Source organism: Desulfofarcimen acetoxidans DSM 771, assembly GCF_000024205.1.
Lineage (GTDB): Bacteria > Bacillota > Desulfotomaculia > Desulfotomaculales > Desulfofarciminaceae > Desulfofarcimen > Desulfofarcimen acetoxidans.
The window spans coordinates 1,530,926-1,550,052 of sequence record NC_013216.1; the positions used below are offsets into that span (position 1 = coordinate 1,530,926).

General features: G+C 54.6%; 22 protein-coding genes. All 22 read left to right on the plus strand.

The window, feature by feature from the left end:
- The first annotated feature begins 184 nt into the window (after positions 1-184).
- On the plus strand, positions 185-1,117 hold the full coding sequence (locus DTOX_RS07195; protein ID WP_015757052.1) for a DNA adenine methylase: 933 nt from the start codon (positions 185-187) through the stop codon (positions 1,115-1,117).
- Positions 1,118-1,151: 34 nt separating this feature from the next.
- A complete protein-coding gene (locus tag DTOX_RS07200; RefSeq protein ID WP_015757053.1) occupies positions 1,152-1,397 on the plus strand; it encodes a hypothetical protein in 246 nt (81 codons plus the stop codon).
- Complete coding sequence (locus DTOX_RS07205; protein ID WP_015757054.1) at positions 1,394-1,687, plus strand: hypothetical protein; 294 nt, start codon at positions 1,394-1,396, stop codon at positions 1,685-1,687. Before DTOX_RS07200 ends, DTOX_RS07205 begins: the two co-directional genes overlap by 4 nt.
- Positions 1,680-2,267 (plus strand): hypothetical protein, encoded by a 588-nt coding sequence (locus tag DTOX_RS07210; RefSeq protein ID WP_015757055.1) that lies wholly within the window; start codon positions 1,680-1,682, stop codon positions 2,265-2,267. The genes DTOX_RS07205 and DTOX_RS07210 overlap by 8 nt, the downstream gene beginning before the upstream one ends.
- A gap of 83 nt (positions 2,268-2,350) precedes the next feature.
- Positions 2,351-6,937 (plus strand): S-layer homology domain-containing protein, encoded by a 4,587-nt coding sequence (locus tag DTOX_RS07215; RefSeq protein WP_042316879.1) that lies wholly within the window; start codon positions 2,351-2,353, stop codon positions 6,935-6,937.
- A 192-nt stretch (positions 6,938-7,129) separates the two neighbouring features.
- Entirely contained in the window at positions 7,130-7,750 is a 621-nt protein-coding gene (locus DTOX_RS07220) for a hypothetical protein (protein ID WP_015757057.1), read from the plus strand.
- A gap of 15 nt (positions 7,751-7,765) precedes the next feature.
- Positions 7,766-8,326 carry a YodL domain-containing protein gene (locus DTOX_RS07225; protein WP_015757058.1) on the plus strand — a complete coding sequence of 187 codons (561 nt, stop codon included), beginning with the start codon at positions 7,766-7,768 and terminating at the stop codon, positions 8,324-8,326.
- Positions 8,327-8,392: 66 nt separating this feature from the next.
- Complete coding sequence (locus DTOX_RS07230; RefSeq protein WP_015757059.1) at positions 8,393-8,800, plus strand: SpoVG family protein; 408 nt, start codon at positions 8,393-8,395, stop codon at positions 8,798-8,800.
- Between the two features lie 66 nt (positions 8,801-8,866).
- The gene (locus DTOX_RS07235; protein WP_015757060.1) at positions 8,867-9,130 is read left to right on the plus strand and encodes a DUF6133 family protein; all 264 of its coding nucleotides are present in this window, start codon (positions 8,867-8,869) and stop codon (positions 9,128-9,130) included.
- A complete protein-coding gene (locus tag DTOX_RS07240) occupies positions 9,120-9,563 on the plus strand; it encodes a prepilin peptidase (RefSeq protein WP_015757061.1) in 444 nt (147 codons plus the stop codon). Before DTOX_RS07235 ends, DTOX_RS07240 begins: the two co-directional genes overlap by 11 nt.
- A gap of 13 nt (positions 9,564-9,576) precedes the next feature.
- Positions 9,577-10,437, plus strand: coding sequence for a Flp pilus assembly protein CpaB (gene cpaB, locus DTOX_RS07245; RefSeq protein ID WP_015757062.1), 861 nt, complete (start codon positions 9,577-9,579; stop codon positions 10,435-10,437).
- Between the two features lies 1 nt (position 10,438).
- Positions 10,439-11,251, plus strand: a complete 813-nt coding sequence (locus DTOX_RS07250) for a nucleotide-binding protein (protein ID WP_015757063.1) — start codon at positions 10,439-10,441, stop codon at positions 11,249-11,251.
- A 38-nt stretch (positions 11,252-11,289) separates the two neighbouring features.
- A complete protein-coding gene (locus DTOX_RS07255) occupies positions 11,290-12,672 on the plus strand; it encodes a CpaF/VirB11 family protein (RefSeq protein WP_242652607.1) in 1,383 nt (460 codons plus the stop codon).
- The gene (locus tag DTOX_RS07260) at positions 12,672-13,601 is read left to right on the plus strand and encodes a type II secretion system F family protein (RefSeq protein ID WP_015757065.1); all 930 of its coding nucleotides are present in this window, start codon (positions 12,672-12,674) and stop codon (positions 13,599-13,601) included. The genes DTOX_RS07255 and DTOX_RS07260 overlap by 1 nt, the downstream gene beginning before the upstream one ends.
- 8 nt (positions 13,602-13,609) lie before the next feature.
- Entirely contained in the window at positions 13,610-14,479 is an 870-nt protein-coding gene (locus DTOX_RS07265; protein WP_015757066.1) for a hypothetical protein, read from the plus strand.
- 19 nt (positions 14,480-14,498) lie between these two features.
- On the plus strand, positions 14,499-14,873 hold the full coding sequence (locus tag DTOX_RS07270; protein WP_015757067.1) for a hypothetical protein: 375 nt from the start codon (positions 14,499-14,501) through the stop codon (positions 14,871-14,873).
- Positions 14,867-15,262, plus strand: coding sequence for a DUF4320 family protein (locus DTOX_RS07275; protein WP_015757068.1), 396 nt, complete (start codon positions 14,867-14,869; stop codon positions 15,260-15,262). The genes DTOX_RS07270 and DTOX_RS07275 overlap by 7 nt, the downstream gene beginning before the upstream one ends.
- A complete protein-coding gene (locus DTOX_RS07280) occupies positions 15,259-15,810 on the plus strand; it encodes a hypothetical protein (RefSeq protein WP_015757069.1) in 552 nt (183 codons plus the stop codon). The genes DTOX_RS07275 and DTOX_RS07280 overlap by 4 nt, the downstream gene beginning before the upstream one ends.
- Positions 15,811-15,904: 94 nt before the next feature.
- Complete coding sequence (locus tag DTOX_RS07285) at positions 15,905-16,444, plus strand: DUF6550 family protein (protein WP_015757070.1); 540 nt, start codon at positions 15,905-15,907, stop codon at positions 16,442-16,444.
- 68 nt (positions 16,445-16,512) lie between these two features.
- Entirely contained in the window at positions 16,513-18,210 is a 1,698-nt protein-coding gene (locus tag DTOX_RS07290) for a DUF8193 domain-containing protein (RefSeq protein ID WP_015757071.1), read from the plus strand.
- A gap of 87 nt (positions 18,211-18,297) precedes the next feature.
- Positions 18,298-18,636, plus strand: a complete 339-nt coding sequence (locus tag DTOX_RS07295) for a DUF3852 domain-containing protein (protein WP_015757072.1) — start codon at positions 18,298-18,300, stop codon at positions 18,634-18,636.
- 12 nt (positions 18,637-18,648) lie between these two features.
- On the plus strand, positions 18,649-19,086 hold the full coding sequence (locus DTOX_RS07300) for a hypothetical protein (RefSeq protein ID WP_015757073.1): 438 nt from the start codon (positions 18,649-18,651) through the stop codon (positions 19,084-19,086).
- The last annotated feature ends 41 nt before the right edge of the window (positions 19,087-19,127 follow it).

Genomic DNA, 19,127 nt, shown 5'->3' on the forward strand with positions numbered 1-19,127 from the left:
GAAAAAATATGTGCGGGAGATACCGGACCGCCGAAAAGATATGCCCTGCCGCTACCCGACAACCTCGACCGCTGCGCCGGCTGCCCGTATCCCGGCGTCGGCTTCATCTGCTGGAGTCAGGATGGCTCCTGCCTGAAAACCTACGCTGACAATTTAAGCTGCCGGAGCGGCGGGAGGTGACGCCATGAACAGTCCCGTTAGTTGGATAGGCGGTAAAAAGGCTCTGAGGGAATTGATTTATCAGCGGCTGCCAAAGGTATTCGGGCGATACATTGAAGTCTTCGGCGGCGGAGGCTGGGTTCTGTTCGGGCGGAAGCCCAACACCGACATGGAGGTCTACAATGATTTTAATTCCGACCTGACAAACCTATTCCATTGCTTCCGTGACCGGACGCTGGCTTTGATTAAAGAGCTTGGCTTCCTTCCCCTGACCGGACGGGATGAATTCAATGTCCTCAGAAAATATCTGGAGAAGGAGGAATTCACAGACGAGTACCTGCAGGAAGAAATGGAGCTGGCTCAAGTACACCTCCCCGAACCGCAGTTTGAAGATATACGGCAAATCCTCACAGAGAAAGCGCGGCTCAAGGACGTCAAACGCGCCGCCACCTTCTTTAAAGTCATTCGGATGAGCTACGGCAGCGGCTGTACCAGCTTTGGCTGCCAGCCCTTCGATATCAGAAAGGTTTTTCATCTTATCTGGGAAGCAAGCCGAAGGCTAAAGGACACGGTCATTGAAAACAAGGACTTCGAGGCACTGATCAAGCAGTACGACCGTGAAAACGCCTTCTTTTATTGCGACCCCCCATATTACCAGACGGAGGGACACTACGAGGTGGTATTCACAAAAGAGGACCATTACCGCCTGCGGGATACGCTGGCGGCCTGCCAGGGCAAATGGCTGGTCAGCTATAACGACTGCGAATTTATCCGCGAGCTGTACAAGGACTTCCACATCGAATCCGTCAGCCGCATCAACAACCTCGCACAGCGCTATGAAAACGGCTGCGAATACGCCGAGGTGCTGATTTCTAATTACGATACCAGCGAGCGCATGAGGGACATGCCCATTCAGATGGGCTTGTTCGATGTGGACGGTCTCTTCGGCGTGCAATAACAATCTATTAAATCAAAATATCAGGAGGTTACTTATGAAACAGTTTAATACCGAAGCGGTTCTGGACAAGCGCGGACGCATTACGCTCTCTGCGGATTTGCTGAACGCCGCGAAATTAGAGCCCGGCGATGTGCTGAGCGTCACGGTTACCGTGGGCCAGCTTGAAAACGAGGATATCCTGGGCAACCTGCCGGAGGATCTCCGTGAGCTTTTCGACAATCTCGGCATCAACCCCGATACGGTCCGGGAGGTCATGAGAAAGGAGGGTTACTTCGTATGAAAGCAAAGCCCATATATAAAATCCTTGACGAAAAAGGCCGTGTCCTGATTCCCAAGGCGCTCCGAACCGCCGCTGAAATGGAGCATGGCGATATCGTGCGCCTCGGTATTCAGAAGGGCATCGTTACAGCTAAAAAGGTCGACCTCATTGAGATCGGCGACCAGTCGCCGGAAGCCGTGGAAACCTTTGTCCGCGCCGCCATCCGTGACATGCCGGAGGAAACGCAGATCGGCATTGCCGCGAGGCTGCTGGAGCTGGTCGAGAAGAGAAAGGGGCAGCGCCATGAGTGAAAAAGCATTGTTTACTCAGGAGGACTGCCTACAGACCGGATACGATATGTCCATTAACGGCAGGGTGGTAATCCTCAAAGCCTCCACGCTGTCAGAGGAATTCCGTGAATCCAAACATCAGCTGTACTTCTGCACCGGGGGGTTCGGCAGCAATTCCAACCCTAGCGGCCGGTCCGTCTTCGCTGTTTCCCTTGCGGACGGCGAGCAGGTCCGCTGGAACCGAAGCGACATCCTCGGTATCGCCAAGCCGGAAATCCTGTCTGACCATGCCCGGCTTCAGCTCTCGCAGATTCGTCCGTCCGGAGCCTTGGATCTCAAAAGCCATGAGCCGCAGTATAGCGGCTATTGTTTTTTGCCGGACGGTCGGTACACCTCCGGCGTGTGGCTGTGCAGCCCCAAGGAGGCGCAGGACTACATCGATATGCAGAAGGACTACCAGCACAGGATGATGATCTGCGACAGGGATGACTTTTGTGTCTTCGAGATGGTCGACGGCAAGCTCATCCATCCGTCGCCGGAGGTTCTGGAAGCCCTGAAAAAGGATCAGCAGGAGCCGGGCGGCATGGAGCTGAAGCTATGAAACCTATAAGGACTTGAGGCCGGAATCAAAAAATGGTTCCGGCTTTTTCATTGTCAAAATATATGAAAGGAATGAGAGAACCCATGAAACAGAAAGGAAAACGCATCGTCCTCATTGCCCTCGCACTCCTTCTCCTCATATGCGGCGGAATCTATACGGCATACCGCCTGCATCCGGAGAGTTTTGTCGGGCAGGATGACATCATCACACGCGGCGAGTACGCCGCAATGCTGGCGCAGGATCTTTCCCTTGACACATCAAACGTGGAAAAAGACTCGCCCAGCTTCCCCGACATCGACGGCCATTGGTCGGAGAAGTACATTGAGGCACTCATTGACGCAGGGATCATCGACCCCGCCGATTGCCCTGACGGTTTCCGTCCCGACGAGCCCATAACCCGCGCCGAGATACTGAAGATGCTCGTGCGGGCGGAGGGCAAGGATGATGAAGCGAAAAACACCCAGGGGCATAGCGGCTATGACGATCAGTCAGACATTAAGGATGAGGACAAAGGATATGTCATCATTGGCCGTGAGGACGGAATCATCGGGGACACAGATGACGGTAAGATCCACCCCAACGATCCGGTTACCAAGGGCGACGCCGAGGATCTGAATGACAATGTCACATCGAACCCGGCGGAGCCGACGCCGGACGACCCCGCAGAAACTCCGGAGCCAACAACGCCGACTCCAACTCCTGATCCGACGAATCCGGATCAAAACCAGCCGACGCCGACTCCTACACCCACGCCGGGCAATCCGGGCGGTGGTGGCGGCGGGGCATATTATCCTCCCGCACAGGTAAAATTTGAACTTCCCGAAGCGGCTCACACAGACAGCGAAGTTAAAGTCATGCCGGTATGGAAATACATGAAAAGCTATACCTGGACGCTGACCAAAACCGCCGTGGACGGCTCCCAGCAGCCTGTCGAGCTGACAGACGCTGTCACCGGTTCCCTCGGCTTGGAGGGCGGCACAATCCAGTTCAGGGAGGACGGACAGTATACACTGACCGCCACAGCCAAGAACGTCAGAGGAAAAGAAACCGTGCTGTCCAGGCAGATTACGGTGTACCCGGTCATCGACCTGAGCTTTGACCTGCCGAAAACCACCCATACGGACAAATCGGTCACGCTCACTTTCCTGCCTGAAAAGCTCTACGGCCACGATATCGTCTGGTCGGCAACAAAGGACGGCGAAGCTGGCGAGCTTACCGACATTCTGGATGGAACGCTTGGCAATGACGGCGGCACCTTTGTGTTTGGGAACAAGGGTGAATATACGCTCACAGCGTCCATTACCGATGAAACCGGACGAGTGTTCACGCACAGTGAAAGCAGCATTGTCTACCCTATGGCGGGAATCTCCTTTGATCTTCCGGCGGTCTCGCATATTGATACAGCCTTCGACGTCACAACCGCGCTGACGGAGGCGGACGGCCTGACGGTCATCTGGAGCCTCACCAAGAACGGAGAGGCTGCCGCTCTTGCCGACGCGGCCGAAGGTACGCTGACCAACGACGGCGGAAATATCCGCTTTAAGGACAAGGGCGTGTATACGCTCACCGGGACGCTTACCGATGAAACCGGCAGAACCTTTGAAGCATCCGACACAATAACGGTCTATCCCGTGGGCTCCATCGGCTTCTACGCGCCGGAGATTGCCCATACCGATGAAACAATCCACGTTGAAACCCGCTTTGAAAACCTCGGCGACGCCACGATCCAGTGGTCGCTGACCAGGGATGAAGAAGTTGTCGATCTTGTCGGCGCGGTCCATGGCGAGCTGACCAACGACGGCGGCAACATCCGCTTCACAGATAAAGGCGATTATGTTCTGAAAGCCTCCTTCACCGACCCGGCAGGCAGAAGCTACCGCTACACCGCGCCGGTCAAGGTGTACCCCATCCCCGCCATTTCATATATACTGCCGGAAACCGCGCACACCGATACAGTCGTCAATGTGGTTCCGGAAACCTCGGAGCTCGGCAGCCTTAAGGTCGAGTGGCTCTTGGAGAACGGCTTCGGATTCCAGGATTTTGAAACTTATGTGGACGGAACGCTTGACAATAACGGCGGCGCCATACGCTTCAAGCATGCTGGAACATATGAGCTGATTGCCCGGATTACCGATGAAACAGGGCGTGTGTTCCTTTTTGAGAATGGCGGCAAAATCGAAGTCCTGCCGGTGCTGAACATTTCCTTCGAGCTTCCCGAATCGACCCACACCGACCGCACCATCGACCTGAGAACCCGCGGCAACAACAATGTGTTGCCTGTGGAATGGTCTATCACCAAGGACGGCGTACAGGTTGAGGCTTCGGACGTTATGGAGGGTAGCCTCAACGCTTACGGAGGCAAAATACGCTTTCCGCAGGTTGGGGATTACACCCTTACCGCTTCCATGACAGATGCTTTGGACAGAGTGTTCTCCTACAGCGCGTCCACATCGGTCTATCCCATCCCGTCTATTGCACTCAGCGCGCCGCAGATATGGTATGCCGGTGAAGCCGGAACAGTCAGCGTCAGCGGTACGGACATAGAAAACCTTTCCGCGGACTGGATGGTTGTAAAGGATGACGGCGGCGCTGAGCCGTATTCAAACTACGCATCAGGCACGCTGTCAAAAACGGGCGGCACAATTGCATTCCCCGTAAAGGGACAGTATACGTTGACCCTCACGATGACCGACCCCACCGACCGCACCTTCATCCGAAGCCAGAGCTTTACCGTCTATCCAATTCCGTCGATGTCGCTGAGCCTCCCGCAGACTTGGCACGCCGGAGAAGCCGGAACGATTGGCGTCAGCGGTACGGACTTGGAAAACCTCACCGCAAGCTGGACAGTTAAGAAGGACGCTGGCGACGCAAAGCCATACTACACCTACGCTTCCGGCGACCTTACCAAAGCTGGCGGCACGGTTGCCTTCTCGTCAAAGGGACAGTATGAACTGACCCTCACGATGACGGATACCAACGGCCGTCTCTTCACAGAAAACCGCAGCTTCACTGTCTATCCCATTCCCTCCGTCACGCTCAGCAGCACACAGCCGTGGTACGTTTGGGAAGCCGGAACGGTCAGTGTTCCGGGCACCGATTTGGATAACCTCACCACTGACTGGACAATCCGAAAGGACAGCGGCGACGCAAAACCGTATTCAACCTATGCCAATGGAACCTTGGCTAAATCTGGCGGAACCATTATCTTCCCCGCGAAAGGCCAGTACGAACTGATACTCACTCTGACGGACGCTACCGGTCGCACCTTTACCAAAAGCCAGAGCTTCACGGTGTATCCGGTTCCGCAGATGACTCTCGGACTTTCGGCACTCAGCTACAGCGGTGATCCCATTGCGGTAACCGTATCCGGCTCGGAGCTTAACGGAACGAGCATCGCTTGGCTTATCTCTGTGGATGGCGGTCAGGCGAAACCCTACACCCAATACGCCACCGGGACTGTCGGCACAGGCGGCGGGAGCCTTGCCATAAGCACAGATAAAACCATCGCGGTTAAGCTGATTGCGGAGGCTACGGACGTGAACGGCAGAAAATTCACTTTCTCGTCCAATACCGCAATGGTCAAGCCGATAGCCAGCTTCCCGTTCACCGTTCCGTCCTCAGTCAACATCGGCGGCAATATAAACGTATCCCTGCCGTCCACATCCGGGCTGGAGGGCAGAATTCTCGTGTGGACACTGGCCAAGGACGGCGCTCCGGCCTCCTACTCCGGAACCCTGTCGAACAGCGGCGGTACCATTACCATCAGCGCGCCCGGCAGCTATGTCCTGACCGCAAGCACGACCGACAGCAACGGCAGGTTGTTCACTTATTCGCAGAGCATCACCATCACTAACACCGCGCCGAACAAGCCGACAGGCAGTGCCTCGGTCACCAGAACGGCAAAGGACGGCAAACTGCTGGTAAATATCTCAGCCTCCGCTACTGACCCTGACGGCGACGCTGTGACGCTGGAATACTCAGGCAATACGGCGGACAGCTATTATCCCGTGGGCATAAACACAATCTATGTCAGGGCAAAGGATGTTTGGGGATTGTATTCCGACTGGACAGCCATCACCTTCACGGTGAACAACTCGGCGCCAACAACGCCAATCATCACCCGTACTCCTGACGGCAACAGCGTGGCGCCCGGCGTGGCGATTACCATCACAGCTTCAAGCACCGATCCTGACGGCGACGCTATTACTTACGTCTGGGAAGGACGGCCCGCGCAGACCAGCACCGCTTATCCTCTCGGGAAGAACGTGATCCGCGTAAAGGCTGTGGACTCCACCGGAGCCGAATCGCCTTGGGCGGCAATCGTATTCTTTGTCGCCGACCCCAATCACGGCGGCGGTATGACGCTGACAGGACCGGAATCGGTCATTTTGGAACAAGGCATCGCGGGAGCGACCATCACCAACTATACGTTCACAGTTCCGCCTGTCAGCGGCCATAGCGGTCAGGACTTCGGACGTGTGCGCGGCTACAACATTTTGACCGGGCAATGGGATCAGCTGGACTACGCCACGACCACCAACGGCATCACCTTCAGCCACAGCCTGCCGCCGGGTGTGTATTCACAATTGGAAATGTACTATTATACCAATCACGATTGTATGTACAACAAAAGCAACATCACTTACTCCGTAGTCTTCTACTTTGAATAACTGAGCAGCAGACATCTGACGGGCAGGACGGTAGCCGCATGACGGTCATGCGGCTGCCCCTCCCCGTTCATACGAATCAGGAAAGGAGAATTCGCCTATGAGTAAATTCGTCCTGCGTCCAGCTTCTCCCGATGAGCTGGGACTGTTCTACTCCCAGGACGAAAGGGACACGGAGCTTGGCCGGTTGGTCATATGCGCGCGGACTTTGGCAGTAAGGGTAAAGAGTTCTGGTCGACCTGGTGGCCGCACAACGGCGATGAGCTTAATACACCAGAATTCAAGGCTGAGCTTCAGAACTTCGTGAATGAGCTTCGCGAAAACGGTCCGCTAAAAAGTCTCTCCGCCATGCATGAGTATTGCGGCAACCACACCACGGGCAGATTGAGTGACGGTTCAAGGGGCAGCTACGGGTATATCGCGGAAAGCGGGAGCTACCGTTACTGCCTGCGCTGCACACCGATCCAGGGAGATTACAACGCCTATTTGTACATTTACGACAGGCGTGTGTGGGAGATGACGCAGCTTGAAGATCTCCTTGAGGCGGAACGTGCTCTGCCGGAAATGTGCTTCTCCGTTCTGCCAAGCGACGGTTCCCTTATCTGCATCAAGCATGGTGAAACCGGCTATTACAAATCGGATTGGGACACCGGTGACCTTGTGAAAAACAGGGAGCTTGCCGACTTCAACAACAAGAAGCTGGGCGTATCCAAGGCGCAGGAGGAAGCTATGGTCATCAAATCCATGACCGGATGGGCGTCTCAGGAGCCGGCCCCGCAGGAATCTGGAATGGAGCAGAAAATGGGAGGATTGTAAGACAAGGAGGCTTTCATGAACGGTATTCAGATCAAAAACAACCGCATTCTCTACTACGGCAACACAGCCGGATATATCGACAGAGACAAGGCCGTGGTAGACCCCATGTTTGAAAACGACGAGCTGAAGTCTTATCTTTCAAACACCAGGGGACTGGATATTGAGTGGACGCCCGGCACCTATGAACGGCTGACGGAGGGAAAGCTCGATCCGGAAGGAAACGCACAGCCCCTAAAGAAATGCCGTGTCTGGCAGCTTCGACCCGACGTCGACCCCATGATGAAATTCATCGGATACGACGAGCTGCTGAAGCATTTCGGGGAGCCGGACTCGGACAATTACCAGATGGTCTATGACGGCAAAGTGGACACCAACAATCTGGAGGAACTCTTCGCCAAATTCAACCTCGACCACCCGTCCGGTTACGAGGGGCACAGCCTCTCCATGTCGGACGTTGTCGAGATATATGACGGTTCAGGCAGTTCCTTTCACTATGTGGACCGTTTCGGCTTCAAGGAGGTATCATTCCGGCCGCCGGAGCAGGAGCTATACCAGGGCCCGACAATGAATATGTAGCCCTATCACCCCAACAGCCGGAGGCTGTTTTTTTATTCCCAAAAATCAATGAAGGAGGAAACACAAATGCCTAAAGCACAAAAAGCGGATAACACCGTTCAGGAAGCCGCGCAGACCGCCGCCGAGCAGCCCATGCCCATGAAGGTGGACGTTAAAATTGGCTCCATCCGTCCGGAGGGCAGCGTCCGCGCCTTTGCGTCGGTCAACCTTAACGATTGCTTCGCAATCCGCAACGTGAAGGTCATGGACAGCACCAAGGGATTGTTTGTCGCCATGCCCAGCTACAAATCGGGCAACGGCGAGTACAAGGACATCTGCTTCCCGGTCACCAAGGAATTCAGGGAGCAGCTGAACAACGCGGTCATCGACGCGTACAAGCAAGCCCTCACGCAGAGCCAGCAGCAGAGGGCGGCGGATTCGGCCCCTTTTGAGCAGCCGGAGCAGGGCTCCGGTATCCATATGGCGGGACTTTAAGCCCCGCCTTTTCTATTGGTGCCATATTCAATCAAAAATTAATAAAAATTCTGGAGGTAGATCACAATGAAAAAGCTCTTTAATAGAATCGTCAACAAGGTAAACGACATGATCACAAAGATGACCGTCAAAGCCACGGGGATGTTCATGAGGTCGAGGGTTATCCTCAGCTCCCAGCGCGGGGAGGGTTTCGTGGACACCGCCATAAAAATACTGATGGCCGTCGTCATCGGCGCACTCATTCTTGGCGGCCTCTACGCCCTGTTCGGTGAAACGATCCTGCCGACGCTCAAACAGCGCATCCAGGATATGTTTAACTATGGGGGCTAACCTGGACGCTTTGTCCCATCTGGCGCCATATGTGCAGGGCGGCTTTTTTGTCGCCCTGCTCCTGGCGGCCTCAGTCTCCGATATCCGAATGAAAATCATACCCGACGGCGTCTGCCTTGGAGTCGCCCTGACCGGAATGCTCACCTTTGAACCGGTGAAGCTGGCCGGTATTCTCGCTGCCGCGCTTTTCCTGATTACCGCCCTTTTATTTGGCGGTATGGACGGCGGGGATATCAAGCTCATGGCGGCTTCAGGGCTGGTGCTGGGTTTTAGCAAAAGCATGGCCGCCACGGTCATCGGCTTAACCGCCCTGCTGGTATTCCACGGGGGCAACCATATAATCCAAAAGCTGCGCGGGAGGACTGCCGGGAAGGCATATCCTCTCGCGCCTTTTCTTTCCCTCGGCTGCATTGCGGCCTACTTCATATTTTAAGGAGGAACACCCTATGAGCTTTCTGAAAAACCGCACGGTGCTGGGAGTAATCTGCATTGTGCTGGCATTAATAATCTGTTTCGGGCTGACCCCGCTCTTTAACCAAAGTGTCTCGCAAAAGGCGCAGATCATCCGTGTTGTCAAGGACATCAAGGCCGGCGACGCCATCACCAAGGATATGGTTCAGACCGTGGAGGTCGGCGGATATAACCTGCCGGAGGATGTGATAAAGCAGCAGGAAGCCGCGCTCGGCAAGTACGCCGTTGCGGATCTTTCGCCCGGCGACTATATCCTCACAGCCAAGCTGTCGGACACTCCGGCATCGGAGAATGCCTATCTATACAACCTGAACGGCGATAAGCAGGCCATATCCGTCAGCATTAAAAACTTTGCCGGAGGCTTGTCAGGCAAGCTGATCTCCGGCGACATTGTATCGGTAATCGCGCCGGACTATAAAAAGCAGGGCATGACCGTAATACCTCCGGAGCTGACATATGTTGAGGTCATCGGCGTAACCGCCAGCACAGGCTACGATACCGATCAGCAGGACACCGGCACAGACTCATCCGCAAAGGATGACAGTGAAAAGCAGCTCCCCGCTACCGTTACCCTGCTGGTCTCACCGGAACAGTCCAAAATCCTCGCGGAGTTGGAATCGGACGGTAAGCTCCATCTGTCTCTCGTTTACAGAGGCTCCAAGGAGAGCGCCGCCAAATTTACCGAGCTTCAGGACAAGGTGATTGAAGCCCTGTACCCGAAGCCCACGGCACAGGTGTCCTCACAAACAGGACAAGCACCCATTCAGGAAACGACGGTCCCTTCGGCGACACTAGCTGTACCTGAAAATCCCGTACAGGAAGCCGGGGGTGAATAAGATGCTCAATTTCATGAAGGGGAGCGTCTTCTCCCGCAAGCAGGCTGAGCCTGTGCCGGAGGAACCGGTGCAGGACGTGCAGGTGCTGGCGGTATGGGGTAGCTCCGGCAGCGGCAAGACCACTGTTAGTGTGCGTCTCGCCAAATATCTGGCGGATCAGAAGAAGAACGTGGCCCTGCTGCTGTGCGACATGACCACGCCCATGCTACCCTGTATCTGTCCGCCCGGCGACCTGGAATGTGAGCGGTCCCTCGGCAGTATCCTTGCCGCCACCCATGTGACGGATCTGCTCATCAAGCAGAACTGCGTCACCAATAAGAAACTGGATTACCTGACTATCATCGGCATGCTCAAGGGTGAAAATGTGTTCACCTATCCGCCGTATTCTCAGGAACTGGCAGCCGAGCTGATCGACCGTCTGCGGGATGTCGCGCCGTACATCATCGTCGACTGCGGCAGCGCCATCGCTCATGACATCCTATCGGCGGTATCCCTGCTGGAGGCTGATTCTGTTCTCCGACTGGTTAACTGCGACCTGAAATCCGTCAGCTACCTGTCCAGCCAGCTCCCGCTCCTGAAGGATCAAAAATGGGACGCCGACAAGCAGTACAGGGTGGCCTCCAATATCAAGATAAATCAGGCCGGAGAGCATATAGAGTCGGTCTTGGGCAATGCCGCCTTCAAGCTTCCCCATTCGGATGAGCTGGAAAATCTGGCTCTTGCGGGGAACCTGCTGGGAGAGCTGACGCTCAAGGACAGCCGCGGCTTCCGCAAGGAAATCGCCCGGCTCGCAAAGGAGGTGTTCGGCGTATGAGCAGAAAGAATCACAGGAAGGCCGTAATTATACCACCCATGACAGCCGACAGACCGCACAGCGTCACCATGACAGGCAATCAGGGCCTGTTTTTTTCATCCGATGGTGCCGCCAGGGATTTCAACTCTGTGTTACACGAGGTACAAGAGCATATCTCAAGCAAATATGCCGTGCTGATTACCGACGGCGGCACGGAGGAAGTCAAGGCGCAGATCAAGAGATACATCACTAAATATGTTCAGGATTACCGCATTACTGTTATGGGCATGACGCAGGAGCAACTGGTGGATGCCCTATACACCGAAATGGCAGAGTTTTCATTCCTGACAAAATACGTCTTCGGAGCTGGTATTGAAGAAATAGATGTCAATGCCTGGAACGACATCGAGGTGCAATATAGCAGCGGAGTCACCAAAAAGCTGGACGAGCGTTTTGACAGCCCCGAACATGCCATCAACGTGGTACGGCGTATGCTTCATGTGTCCGGCATGGTACTTGATAATGCAAGCCCTGCCATCCTGGGGCATCTCTCCAAAAATATTCGTATTGCCGTACTTAAAACCCCGCTGGTGGACGAGGATGTAGGGGTATCCGCTTCCATCCGTATCGTGAATCCCCAATCCATGCAAAAAGAGGACTTCATCCGCGGCGGAACCGCTACCGGAGCGATGCTGGACTTTCTGGCCGAGTGCCTCAGATACGGTATTTCCGTCTGTGTGGCGGGGGCCACCAGCTCCGGCAAGACCACTTTAGCGGGATGGCTTCTGACTACCATACCGGACAGCAAGAGAATATTCACCATCGAAAACGGAAGCCGCGAGCTGGCATTGGTGCGCCAGAAGGATGGTAAGGTGTGCAACAGCGTCATCCATACCCTGACCCGCATGAGTGAAAACGAGAAACAGAATATCGATCAGGACATCCTGCTGGATATGGCTCTGCGCTTTAACCCCGAAATCATCTGTGTGGGCGAGATGCGCGGACCGGAAGCCTATGCCGCGCAGGAGTCAGCCAGAACCGGCCATACGGTGCTGACCACCATCCACTCCAACAGCTGCGAGGCTACATGGCGTCGAATGGTCACCCTTTGTAAAAGGAAATATGACATGGCGGACAACACGCTCATGGATCTGGTGACAGAGGCGTTCCCCATTGTGGTCTTCTCCAAGCAGCTGGAGAACAAGCAGAGAAGGCTGATGGAAATCATGGAATGCGAGATCCTGCTGGACGGCACCAGAAACTATCGCAGCCTGTTCCAGTTCCAAATTACAGAGAACCGTGTGGAGGATGGAAAATTCATCATAAACGGCTGCCACAGCACGCTGCAGGGAATCTCGCCAAGCCTTCAAAAGAGATTCCTTGAAAACGGCATGCCCCAGGATACCCTGAAACAAATCCTTGCGGCGGGAGGTGCTGCCTGATGATGACAATCCTGTTAATTGCCTGTGCCGGTTTCATTGTCGGCGCTTTTCTTTTGCTCGGACTCTCCCCGTTGGAGTTTACCAACGGGCTGTTCGGGTTTCTGACCCGTAAAAACAAAAGCATCAAGGCGGAAATCAATGAAATCGCCCGGCGCAAAAAGCCATCCTTCCTTCGCAGGGAAATCACCGAGGTGCAGGAGATACTCGCCATCACCGGACGAAGCTCCCGCTTCTCCGTGATCTGCGCGGCATCGCTGGCGTTCCTCGCAATAGGAGCCAGCCTTGCCATCCTTATCGGCAACGTGTTTCTTGTACCCGTGACGGCGGTAGGCATGATGTTCATCCCTTTTTGGTATATCAGGCTGACAGCCACGCATTACAAGAAGAACATCGCGTCCGAGTTGGAAACGGCGCTCTCCATCATCACCACGGCTTACTTGAGAAGTGAGGATATTTTGACGGCTGTGGAGGAAAGCATCCAGTACCTGAACCCGCCCGTGCGAAGTGTGTTCGCCGGATTCCTGGCGCAGGTTAAGCTCATCGACCCCGATCTGGACAAGGCGCTCCATGACATGAAGCCGAAAATCGACAACGACGTGTTCCATGAGTGGTGCGATGCCATCGCCGCCTGCCAGCATGACCGAAGCCTAAAAACCACGCTGACTCCCATTGTCAGCAAGCTCTCAGACATGCGCATCGTGAACGCCGAGCTGGAATACCTGGTGTTTGAACCCCGCAAGGAATTCATCGTCATGGCTCTGCTGGTGGTTGGCAATGTGCCGATTATGTACATGCTCAACAAGGACTGGTACCATACTTTGATGCACACAGCGGTGGGGCAGATTATCCTCGCAGTCTGCGCTGCGGCGATATTTATCTCCACAGCCTTTGTCATCAGGCTGACCAAGCCCATTGAGTACAGGAGGTGACGGAAAGGATGACACAGCTGTTTTTTACCGGGATACTCCTTGCCGCGGGTCTGTACTTCATGCTGGCGAGTCTCTTAAAGTTGCCCTCCATGGGCGCGGCCAAGGCTATGCTGAACGCCGGAAGGAAGAATAAAAAAGCCGCCAAAACGCTGGAGGTCTGGCTCATGTCGGGAGCGGTCAAGCTCTCGAAGCACATCCGGATGGACGAGTACAAGCGCAGCCGTATGGCGAATATTCTGAAAGCGTCCGGCATTGGCATGACGCCGGAGGTCTATTCGGCCTATGCCATTACAAAGGCCGGAGCTATTCTGCTGGGCTTGATACCCTGCCTGCTCCTGCTTCCGCTGCTCTCGCCGGTGCTGGTCATTCTCGCCGTCCTGGCGTATTTCAAGGAAACCCGCAAGGCCGATGAGCGGCTCAAGGAAAAACGGGAGCAGATCGAGGGCGAGCTGCCAAGGTTTGTCTCCACCATAGAGCAGACCCTGAAGGCCAGCCGCGACGTGTTGGCAATGATGGAGAACTATAAGAAAAACGCCGGTCCCGCCTTTGCTGGTGAGCTGGATGTGCTGACGGCCGACATGCGCTCCTCCAGCTATGAGGCGGCGTTGACCCGGTTCGAGGCAAGGCTCAATTCGCCCATGCTCTCCGACGTGGTCAGAGGACTTATCGGCGTCCTGCGCGGCGACGACAGTGCCGTGTATTTTCAGATGCTGGCCCACGATTTCAAAGCGCTAGAGCTTCAGCGGCTCAAAGGACAGGCACAGAAGATCCCGCCGAAGATCAGGATTTTCTCGTTTATCATGCTGATGTGCTTCCTGCTCACCTACATGGCGATCATCGCCATGCAGATTCTAAGCTCGCTCGGCACAATGTTTTAGAGGGAGGTGTGAACGCGAAATGGAGAAAAAAGATATTAATATGGAGCTTTCGGAAAAGCTCGAAGCGAACTATATCTCCTTCATGAAGGAGTGGATAAAGCTGGAGCCGCTTCAGCTCATCGAAAAAGCGGAGGAAATCGCCGCTACCAAGCTGGTGTATGAGGAACTGAAAAACGGCGGGTATGATGCGGAACATCTGGAATACCTGCTCCGCTTCAAAAACCCGCTGGAGGTAGCGAGGGATAAATGGATCGAAGAAAACGGATCGAAGATGGTGCATGACGAGGATATGGATCACGCGCTCTGGTCGATTGCCGACAAGCAGGACGCCGAGTTGGACTACGAGCTGGACGAAGCCTGCCTCCCGCCCGAACAGGGGGTGCGGATGTGCTGAAGCTACTCAAAAGCAAGCGCGGCGAGGGATATATTGACGTGGCGGTGCTGGTTCTGTGCGTGATGCTGGTCATCGCCCTTGCCGTGAGCGTCCTTCCTGTGTTCGTTACAAAAAACAAGCTGGACACCTACGCCACAGAGCTTTGTCGTGAGGCGGAGATAGCCGGGCGCGTCGGCAGCGAAACCACCCTGCGGGCACAGGTTCTCACGGAAAAAACAGGGCTTTCACCGAATGTCTCATGGTCGAAAACCGGAAGGCTCCAGCTCAACGAGGAATTCACTGTGACCGTCATCGTCCAGACCGACCTCGGTATATTCGGCGGCTTCGGGAGCTTCCCTGTCACCCTGAAAGCCGAGGCCAGCGGCAAGAGCGAGGTGTATTGGAAATGATTTTTGGCAAAATTTGTGATATACTGAAAAACAAAAGAGGCTCGTCCTTTCCGCTTGTGGTTGCCATTACCCTCGCGCTCGTGATTGTATTCTGCGGCGTCTCCGAGTCCATACGGCTGATGATCATCGCCCAGGGCGTTCGGGACGCCGTGCAGTCCGCTGTTATTTCTACAATAAACGACAACTACGGCAACGTGTATCATGGTGTGCGGGAAGGCTACAGCGGTGCGTATCAGCCCAGCGCCGCGGACTTTCAAGAAAATCTGGATTATGGCGATATATATGGTAGATTGGACCAGCTGATGGGACTCCGGCAGGAAAACGGCTATCATGTGAAGTATTCCGGTGATGGCATTGAGTTTCGGGTGTCCGGACTCTCTGTCGACCTTGACAACATGCCCCTAGCCCCTGCAAATCCCGATAACTCAAAGGGCTTACTGGCCGACGCAGCCATAAAACTGGAGGTTCCGGTGTCCTTTGGAGGAAATAGCCTGCCGCCCATGACGATAAATCTCAGGGTGCAGGCCAAATATATGCCGATATTTTAGCTGTTTGCGGATTGGCGATAGACTTCCGGAAATTTTTGTAGTATGGTGTGTCATTGAAAAGATACATCGACTTTTTTCAAAGGAGGTATTTTAAATGAAACTGACAGACAAAGCAAAAAAACGCCTGACCATCGCCGGACTCGGCATGGTGTGTGTCGTTCTTGTCATAGCTGTAGCCTCGCGGTTTACGCCGGAGGCCCCCAAGGAAGTATCCGTCCAGCCTTCAGGCACGGTATCTGACGAAGTAAATCCCAATACCCCGGTCACGGAGCCGACACCGGCTCCGGTGGTAAACCTGCCGCCCATCGATCAGGATAAGGCTTCCGCGCCGCCCGCGGACACCGGAGATTCTACCGGAACCGAGCAGAGCATACAGGCGGAAGTCGCCAGGCCCACCGAACCACCAAAAGAAGTTCTGACCGATTCGTCCAAAACACCGGACGGTCAGGAAGTGGGCGAAGATAAAAAGCCGGCGAATCCCGCATCAGCTGACGCGCCAAAATCCGGCGATAAGAAGGACGGGAAAATCTATGTCCCCGGCTTCGGCTGGATTGAAGATAACGGCGGCGGAGTACAGCAAAACGACGTTGGCTCTGACGGTGATATTAACAAGCAAGTCGGAAATATGGATTAAAAAACAACTCATATAGAGCAGAAAGCACCGAGCAATCGGTGCTTTTTTGCTGTTCATGGAGGTATTGTATGAAAAGACGTCTCAACATTATTCTTGTGTTTGTTCTGCTGATCTCCATGCTTTTGCCTGTTACAGCCCTTGCCACCGATGGTGAGGGCAACATAGACAACGGCGGCGGCGGAATGGGCAGCGGGACCAATGAAAATTACTGGAATGGCGGTGATGAGGGCGTAAGAGTCACAGTGATTCGTGCCAGCGACAGATCACCTGTTACCGTACCTGTTGATTTCTCGAACAGGATGCCATCAATAGCCGTACATTTTGGAAAGGTATCAAAAATATCATATACAGTGGGCAGAAGCTTGTCTCCTGTTACGACAACGTATGTTTGTGAAAAGCCGGATATTGCTATGCCGAGAATAATAAGTACAAGCAGCGGACAGGCCAGTATCGATCAGATAAAACAATACTTCTGCTCAGAGTATATGGTCATGACGGTTGCTCAGATTACAGGCATGAACTACGACATTTTAACCAACGGCGAATATAAGCTCCTGCTGGAACCAATCGCCTACATGACTTTTCAGGGTGTGAAAATGGCGATGACCGCGACCGAAGCCGCACTCTACGACCAACAGCTGAACGGCGGCCTGCGGAGCAAGATGGTCTCACTCAGCCATAAGAATCTGCCCTTGGCAATGTTTCTTGAAACGCCTGATCTCGGCTACCCGGCATGGGGCGGCTCAACGACCACGGCCGCGTCGAACACAGACATTCTCTCATCCCTCGGCCTCGGTATTGTGCGTTTCAACGAAGCGGAGCCGGAGCCTCCGGAGGTAACGGCGGCTGACTACGAGTACAGGATTGATACGGAGGTTGTCACATCGGTAACTGTTCGCGGAGGCCAGGCAGATCCCGACCGTCCTGTCGCGGTCCGCTTCACAATTGGAGGCCAGACATATAATGTCGGCAGCATATACTACCCGGCAGGCGACAGCCAACTGGTATGGGTGCGCTGGAGGACACCGTCCACCCCGCAGACCATGACCATTCATGTGTCAGTATCGGGCGGAGGCTCCGCAAGTCAGGGGACCATTACAGCGAGGATCGTGGATCTCTCCGGAAACGAACCGCCCAATCCGGTGGCCGATGACCGGAATAATTCCTACACGTTGGCCCCGATACCCAACAAGGCACAGAAAACCTCTGCCTCCTGGGGCGTATGGCGTCCATGGTGGCATGCCCATTGGGTATGGATTTCTACAGGTGAAGATAGCGGCTATTGGGAGGACGAGGGCTGGTGGGAGTTCGACTGGCTTTCATATAACGCCAGCCTTTCATCCTCCATGAATGTTGTACCGGACGCCAAAGCCCCGACCGCATCCGGAAACACTTTGAAAAGCGGATACGGCATCAATCAGTCTGTCACCGCCAATGTCAGCACCAACCAATCCTCGGCAGTTACCGATGCGCAGACAGCCGTCACATATTTCCCCGAATGGAGGTACGAAACGTATTGGCGGCAGCTGGAGCGCACGCAGTCCGGATACAGCTCCAAATTCGAGTTTAAGTCCAACAAATACTCAACCTACAAGCGCCGGACGCATTTCACCCCCATATGGTTCCCCGATGGGAGCTATACACCGTATACCTGGCTCATCGACTGCTGGACTCCGGTCGGTATGCTTTCCATGAACCTCACCGACTCGGTGACCATCCGGGGCAGCCTTTGGGATGACTGGCACATTGCGCCAGTGAAACCGTAACCGGCAGAAAAAGAAATACGACCGCAGGGCAAGAGCTTTGCGGTCTTTTTTTATGAAAAAATTAAGAAAAGAAAGGTGGTTATCCTCATGAAACTGAAACGAATCCTGCCTGTTTTCCTCGTGGTGCTGCTGCTGGGCTTTGCGCTATGCACGACCGCCTATGCCGCGCCCTCGGGAGATGTGGCTGGAGCAATCGAAAACACCTGGAACGACGCCTCCGGCCAGATCAAGACCGTGGTCAACAATGTGGTATTCCCCGCAATCGACCTGATTCTGGCGGTCTTTTTCTTCGCCAAGCTCGGAACGGCTTACTTCGACTACCGAAAGCACGGGCAGTTTGAGTGGGCGGCGCCGGCGATTCTGTTCGCTTGCCTGGTATTCACCCTGACCGCGCCGCTGTATATCTGGCAGATCCTTGGGATGTAGGAGGCGTGAAAGATGAATTACTTTGAACAGGAGCTTCTCAAGTTGTTCGGAAAGGACCCGGCTATCTCTGATAAAAAGTTTGTCGGTAGGGCTTTCTTCGGGAAGCTCACCGACAGCCTTCGCGTGAGAGTCGAATTCGTCACGATGGGTACGGCGGATCATTACGAGGCGATCAAGGCAACCGTCATCAACCGGATCGACGGACCAGTGGACACCGTCACGCTGCGCTTTTCCGACCTGCTTGGCAGGAAAACGGTCAGCAACCCGAACTTCAGGGAAGGCGTCACCCCGTACATATGGAGGTATGGGGACAGAACCGAATGGTATGTTTATCAGCCGACAAAAGCGGACTATAACCAGATATCCGCAGCGATCAACGATTACCTTGACGTTTACCGTGAGCCGAAGCTGGAGATGGAGCAGCCCGGACAAACGATGCGGGGCATGTGAGCAACATTTTTCAGGAGCTTGTGTAAAAGCAAGCTCCCTCT

Bases quoted from the DNA above. Each gene is read 5' to 3' on its own strand.
- DTOX_RS07195 (WP_015757052.1), top strand. From the start codon at position 185: ATGAACAGTCCCGTTAGTTGGATAGGCGGTAAAAAGGCTCTGAGGGAA.
- DTOX_RS07200 (WP_015757053.1), top strand. From the start codon at position 1,152: ATGAAACAGTTTAATACCGAAGCGGTTCTGGACAAGCGCGGACGCATT.
- DTOX_RS07205 (WP_015757054.1), top strand. From the start codon at position 1,394: ATGAAAGCAAAGCCCATATATAAAATCCTTGACGAAAAAGGCCGTGTC.
- DTOX_RS07210 (WP_015757055.1), top strand. From the start codon at position 1,680: ATGAGTGAAAAAGCATTGTTTACTCAGGAGGACTGCCTACAGACCGGA.
- DTOX_RS07215 (WP_042316879.1), top strand. From the start codon at position 2,351: ATGAAACAGAAAGGAAAACGCATCGTCCTCATTGCCCTCGCACTCCTT.
- DTOX_RS07220 (WP_015757057.1), top strand. From the start codon at position 7,130: ATGCGCGCGGACTTTGGCAGTAAGGGTAAAGAGTTCTGGTCGACCTGG.
- DTOX_RS07225 (WP_015757058.1), top strand. From the start codon at position 7,766: ATGAACGGTATTCAGATCAAAAACAACCGCATTCTCTACTACGGCAAC.
- DTOX_RS07230 (WP_015757059.1), top strand. From the start codon at position 8,393: ATGCCTAAAGCACAAAAAGCGGATAACACCGTTCAGGAAGCCGCGCAG.
- DTOX_RS07235 (WP_015757060.1), top strand. From the start codon at position 8,867: ATGAAAAAGCTCTTTAATAGAATCGTCAACAAGGTAAACGACATGATC.
- DTOX_RS07240 (WP_015757061.1), top strand. From the start codon at position 9,120: ATGGGGGCTAACCTGGACGCTTTGTCCCATCTGGCGCCATATGTGCAG.
- cpaB (WP_015757062.1), top strand. From the start codon at position 9,577: ATGAGCTTTCTGAAAAACCGCACGGTGCTGGGAGTAATCTGCATTGTG.
- DTOX_RS07250 (WP_015757063.1), top strand. From the start codon at position 10,439: ATGCTCAATTTCATGAAGGGGAGCGTCTTCTCCCGCAAGCAGGCTGAG.
- DTOX_RS07255 (WP_242652607.1), top strand. From the start codon at position 11,290: ATGACAGCCGACAGACCGCACAGCGTCACCATGACAGGCAATCAGGGC.
- DTOX_RS07260 (WP_015757065.1), top strand. From the start codon at position 12,672: ATGATGACAATCCTGTTAATTGCCTGTGCCGGTTTCATTGTCGGCGCT.
- DTOX_RS07265 (WP_015757066.1), top strand. From the start codon at position 13,610: ATGACACAGCTGTTTTTTACCGGGATACTCCTTGCCGCGGGTCTGTAC.
- DTOX_RS07270 (WP_015757067.1), top strand. From the start codon at position 14,499: ATGGAGAAAAAAGATATTAATATGGAGCTTTCGGAAAAGCTCGAAGCG.
- DTOX_RS07280 (WP_015757069.1), top strand. From the start codon at position 15,259: ATGATTTTTGGCAAAATTTGTGATATACTGAAAAACAAAAGAGGCTCG.
- DTOX_RS07285 (WP_015757070.1), top strand. From the start codon at position 15,905: ATGAAACTGACAGACAAAGCAAAAAAACGCCTGACCATCGCCGGACTC.
- DTOX_RS07290 (WP_015757071.1), top strand. From the start codon at position 16,513: ATGAAAAGACGTCTCAACATTATTCTTGTGTTTGTTCTGCTGATCTCC.
- DTOX_RS07295 (WP_015757072.1), top strand. From the start codon at position 18,298: ATGAAACTGAAACGAATCCTGCCTGTTTTCCTCGTGGTGCTGCTGCTG.
- DTOX_RS07300 (WP_015757073.1), top strand. From the start codon at position 18,649: ATGAATTACTTTGAACAGGAGCTTCTCAAGTTGTTCGGAAAGGACCCG.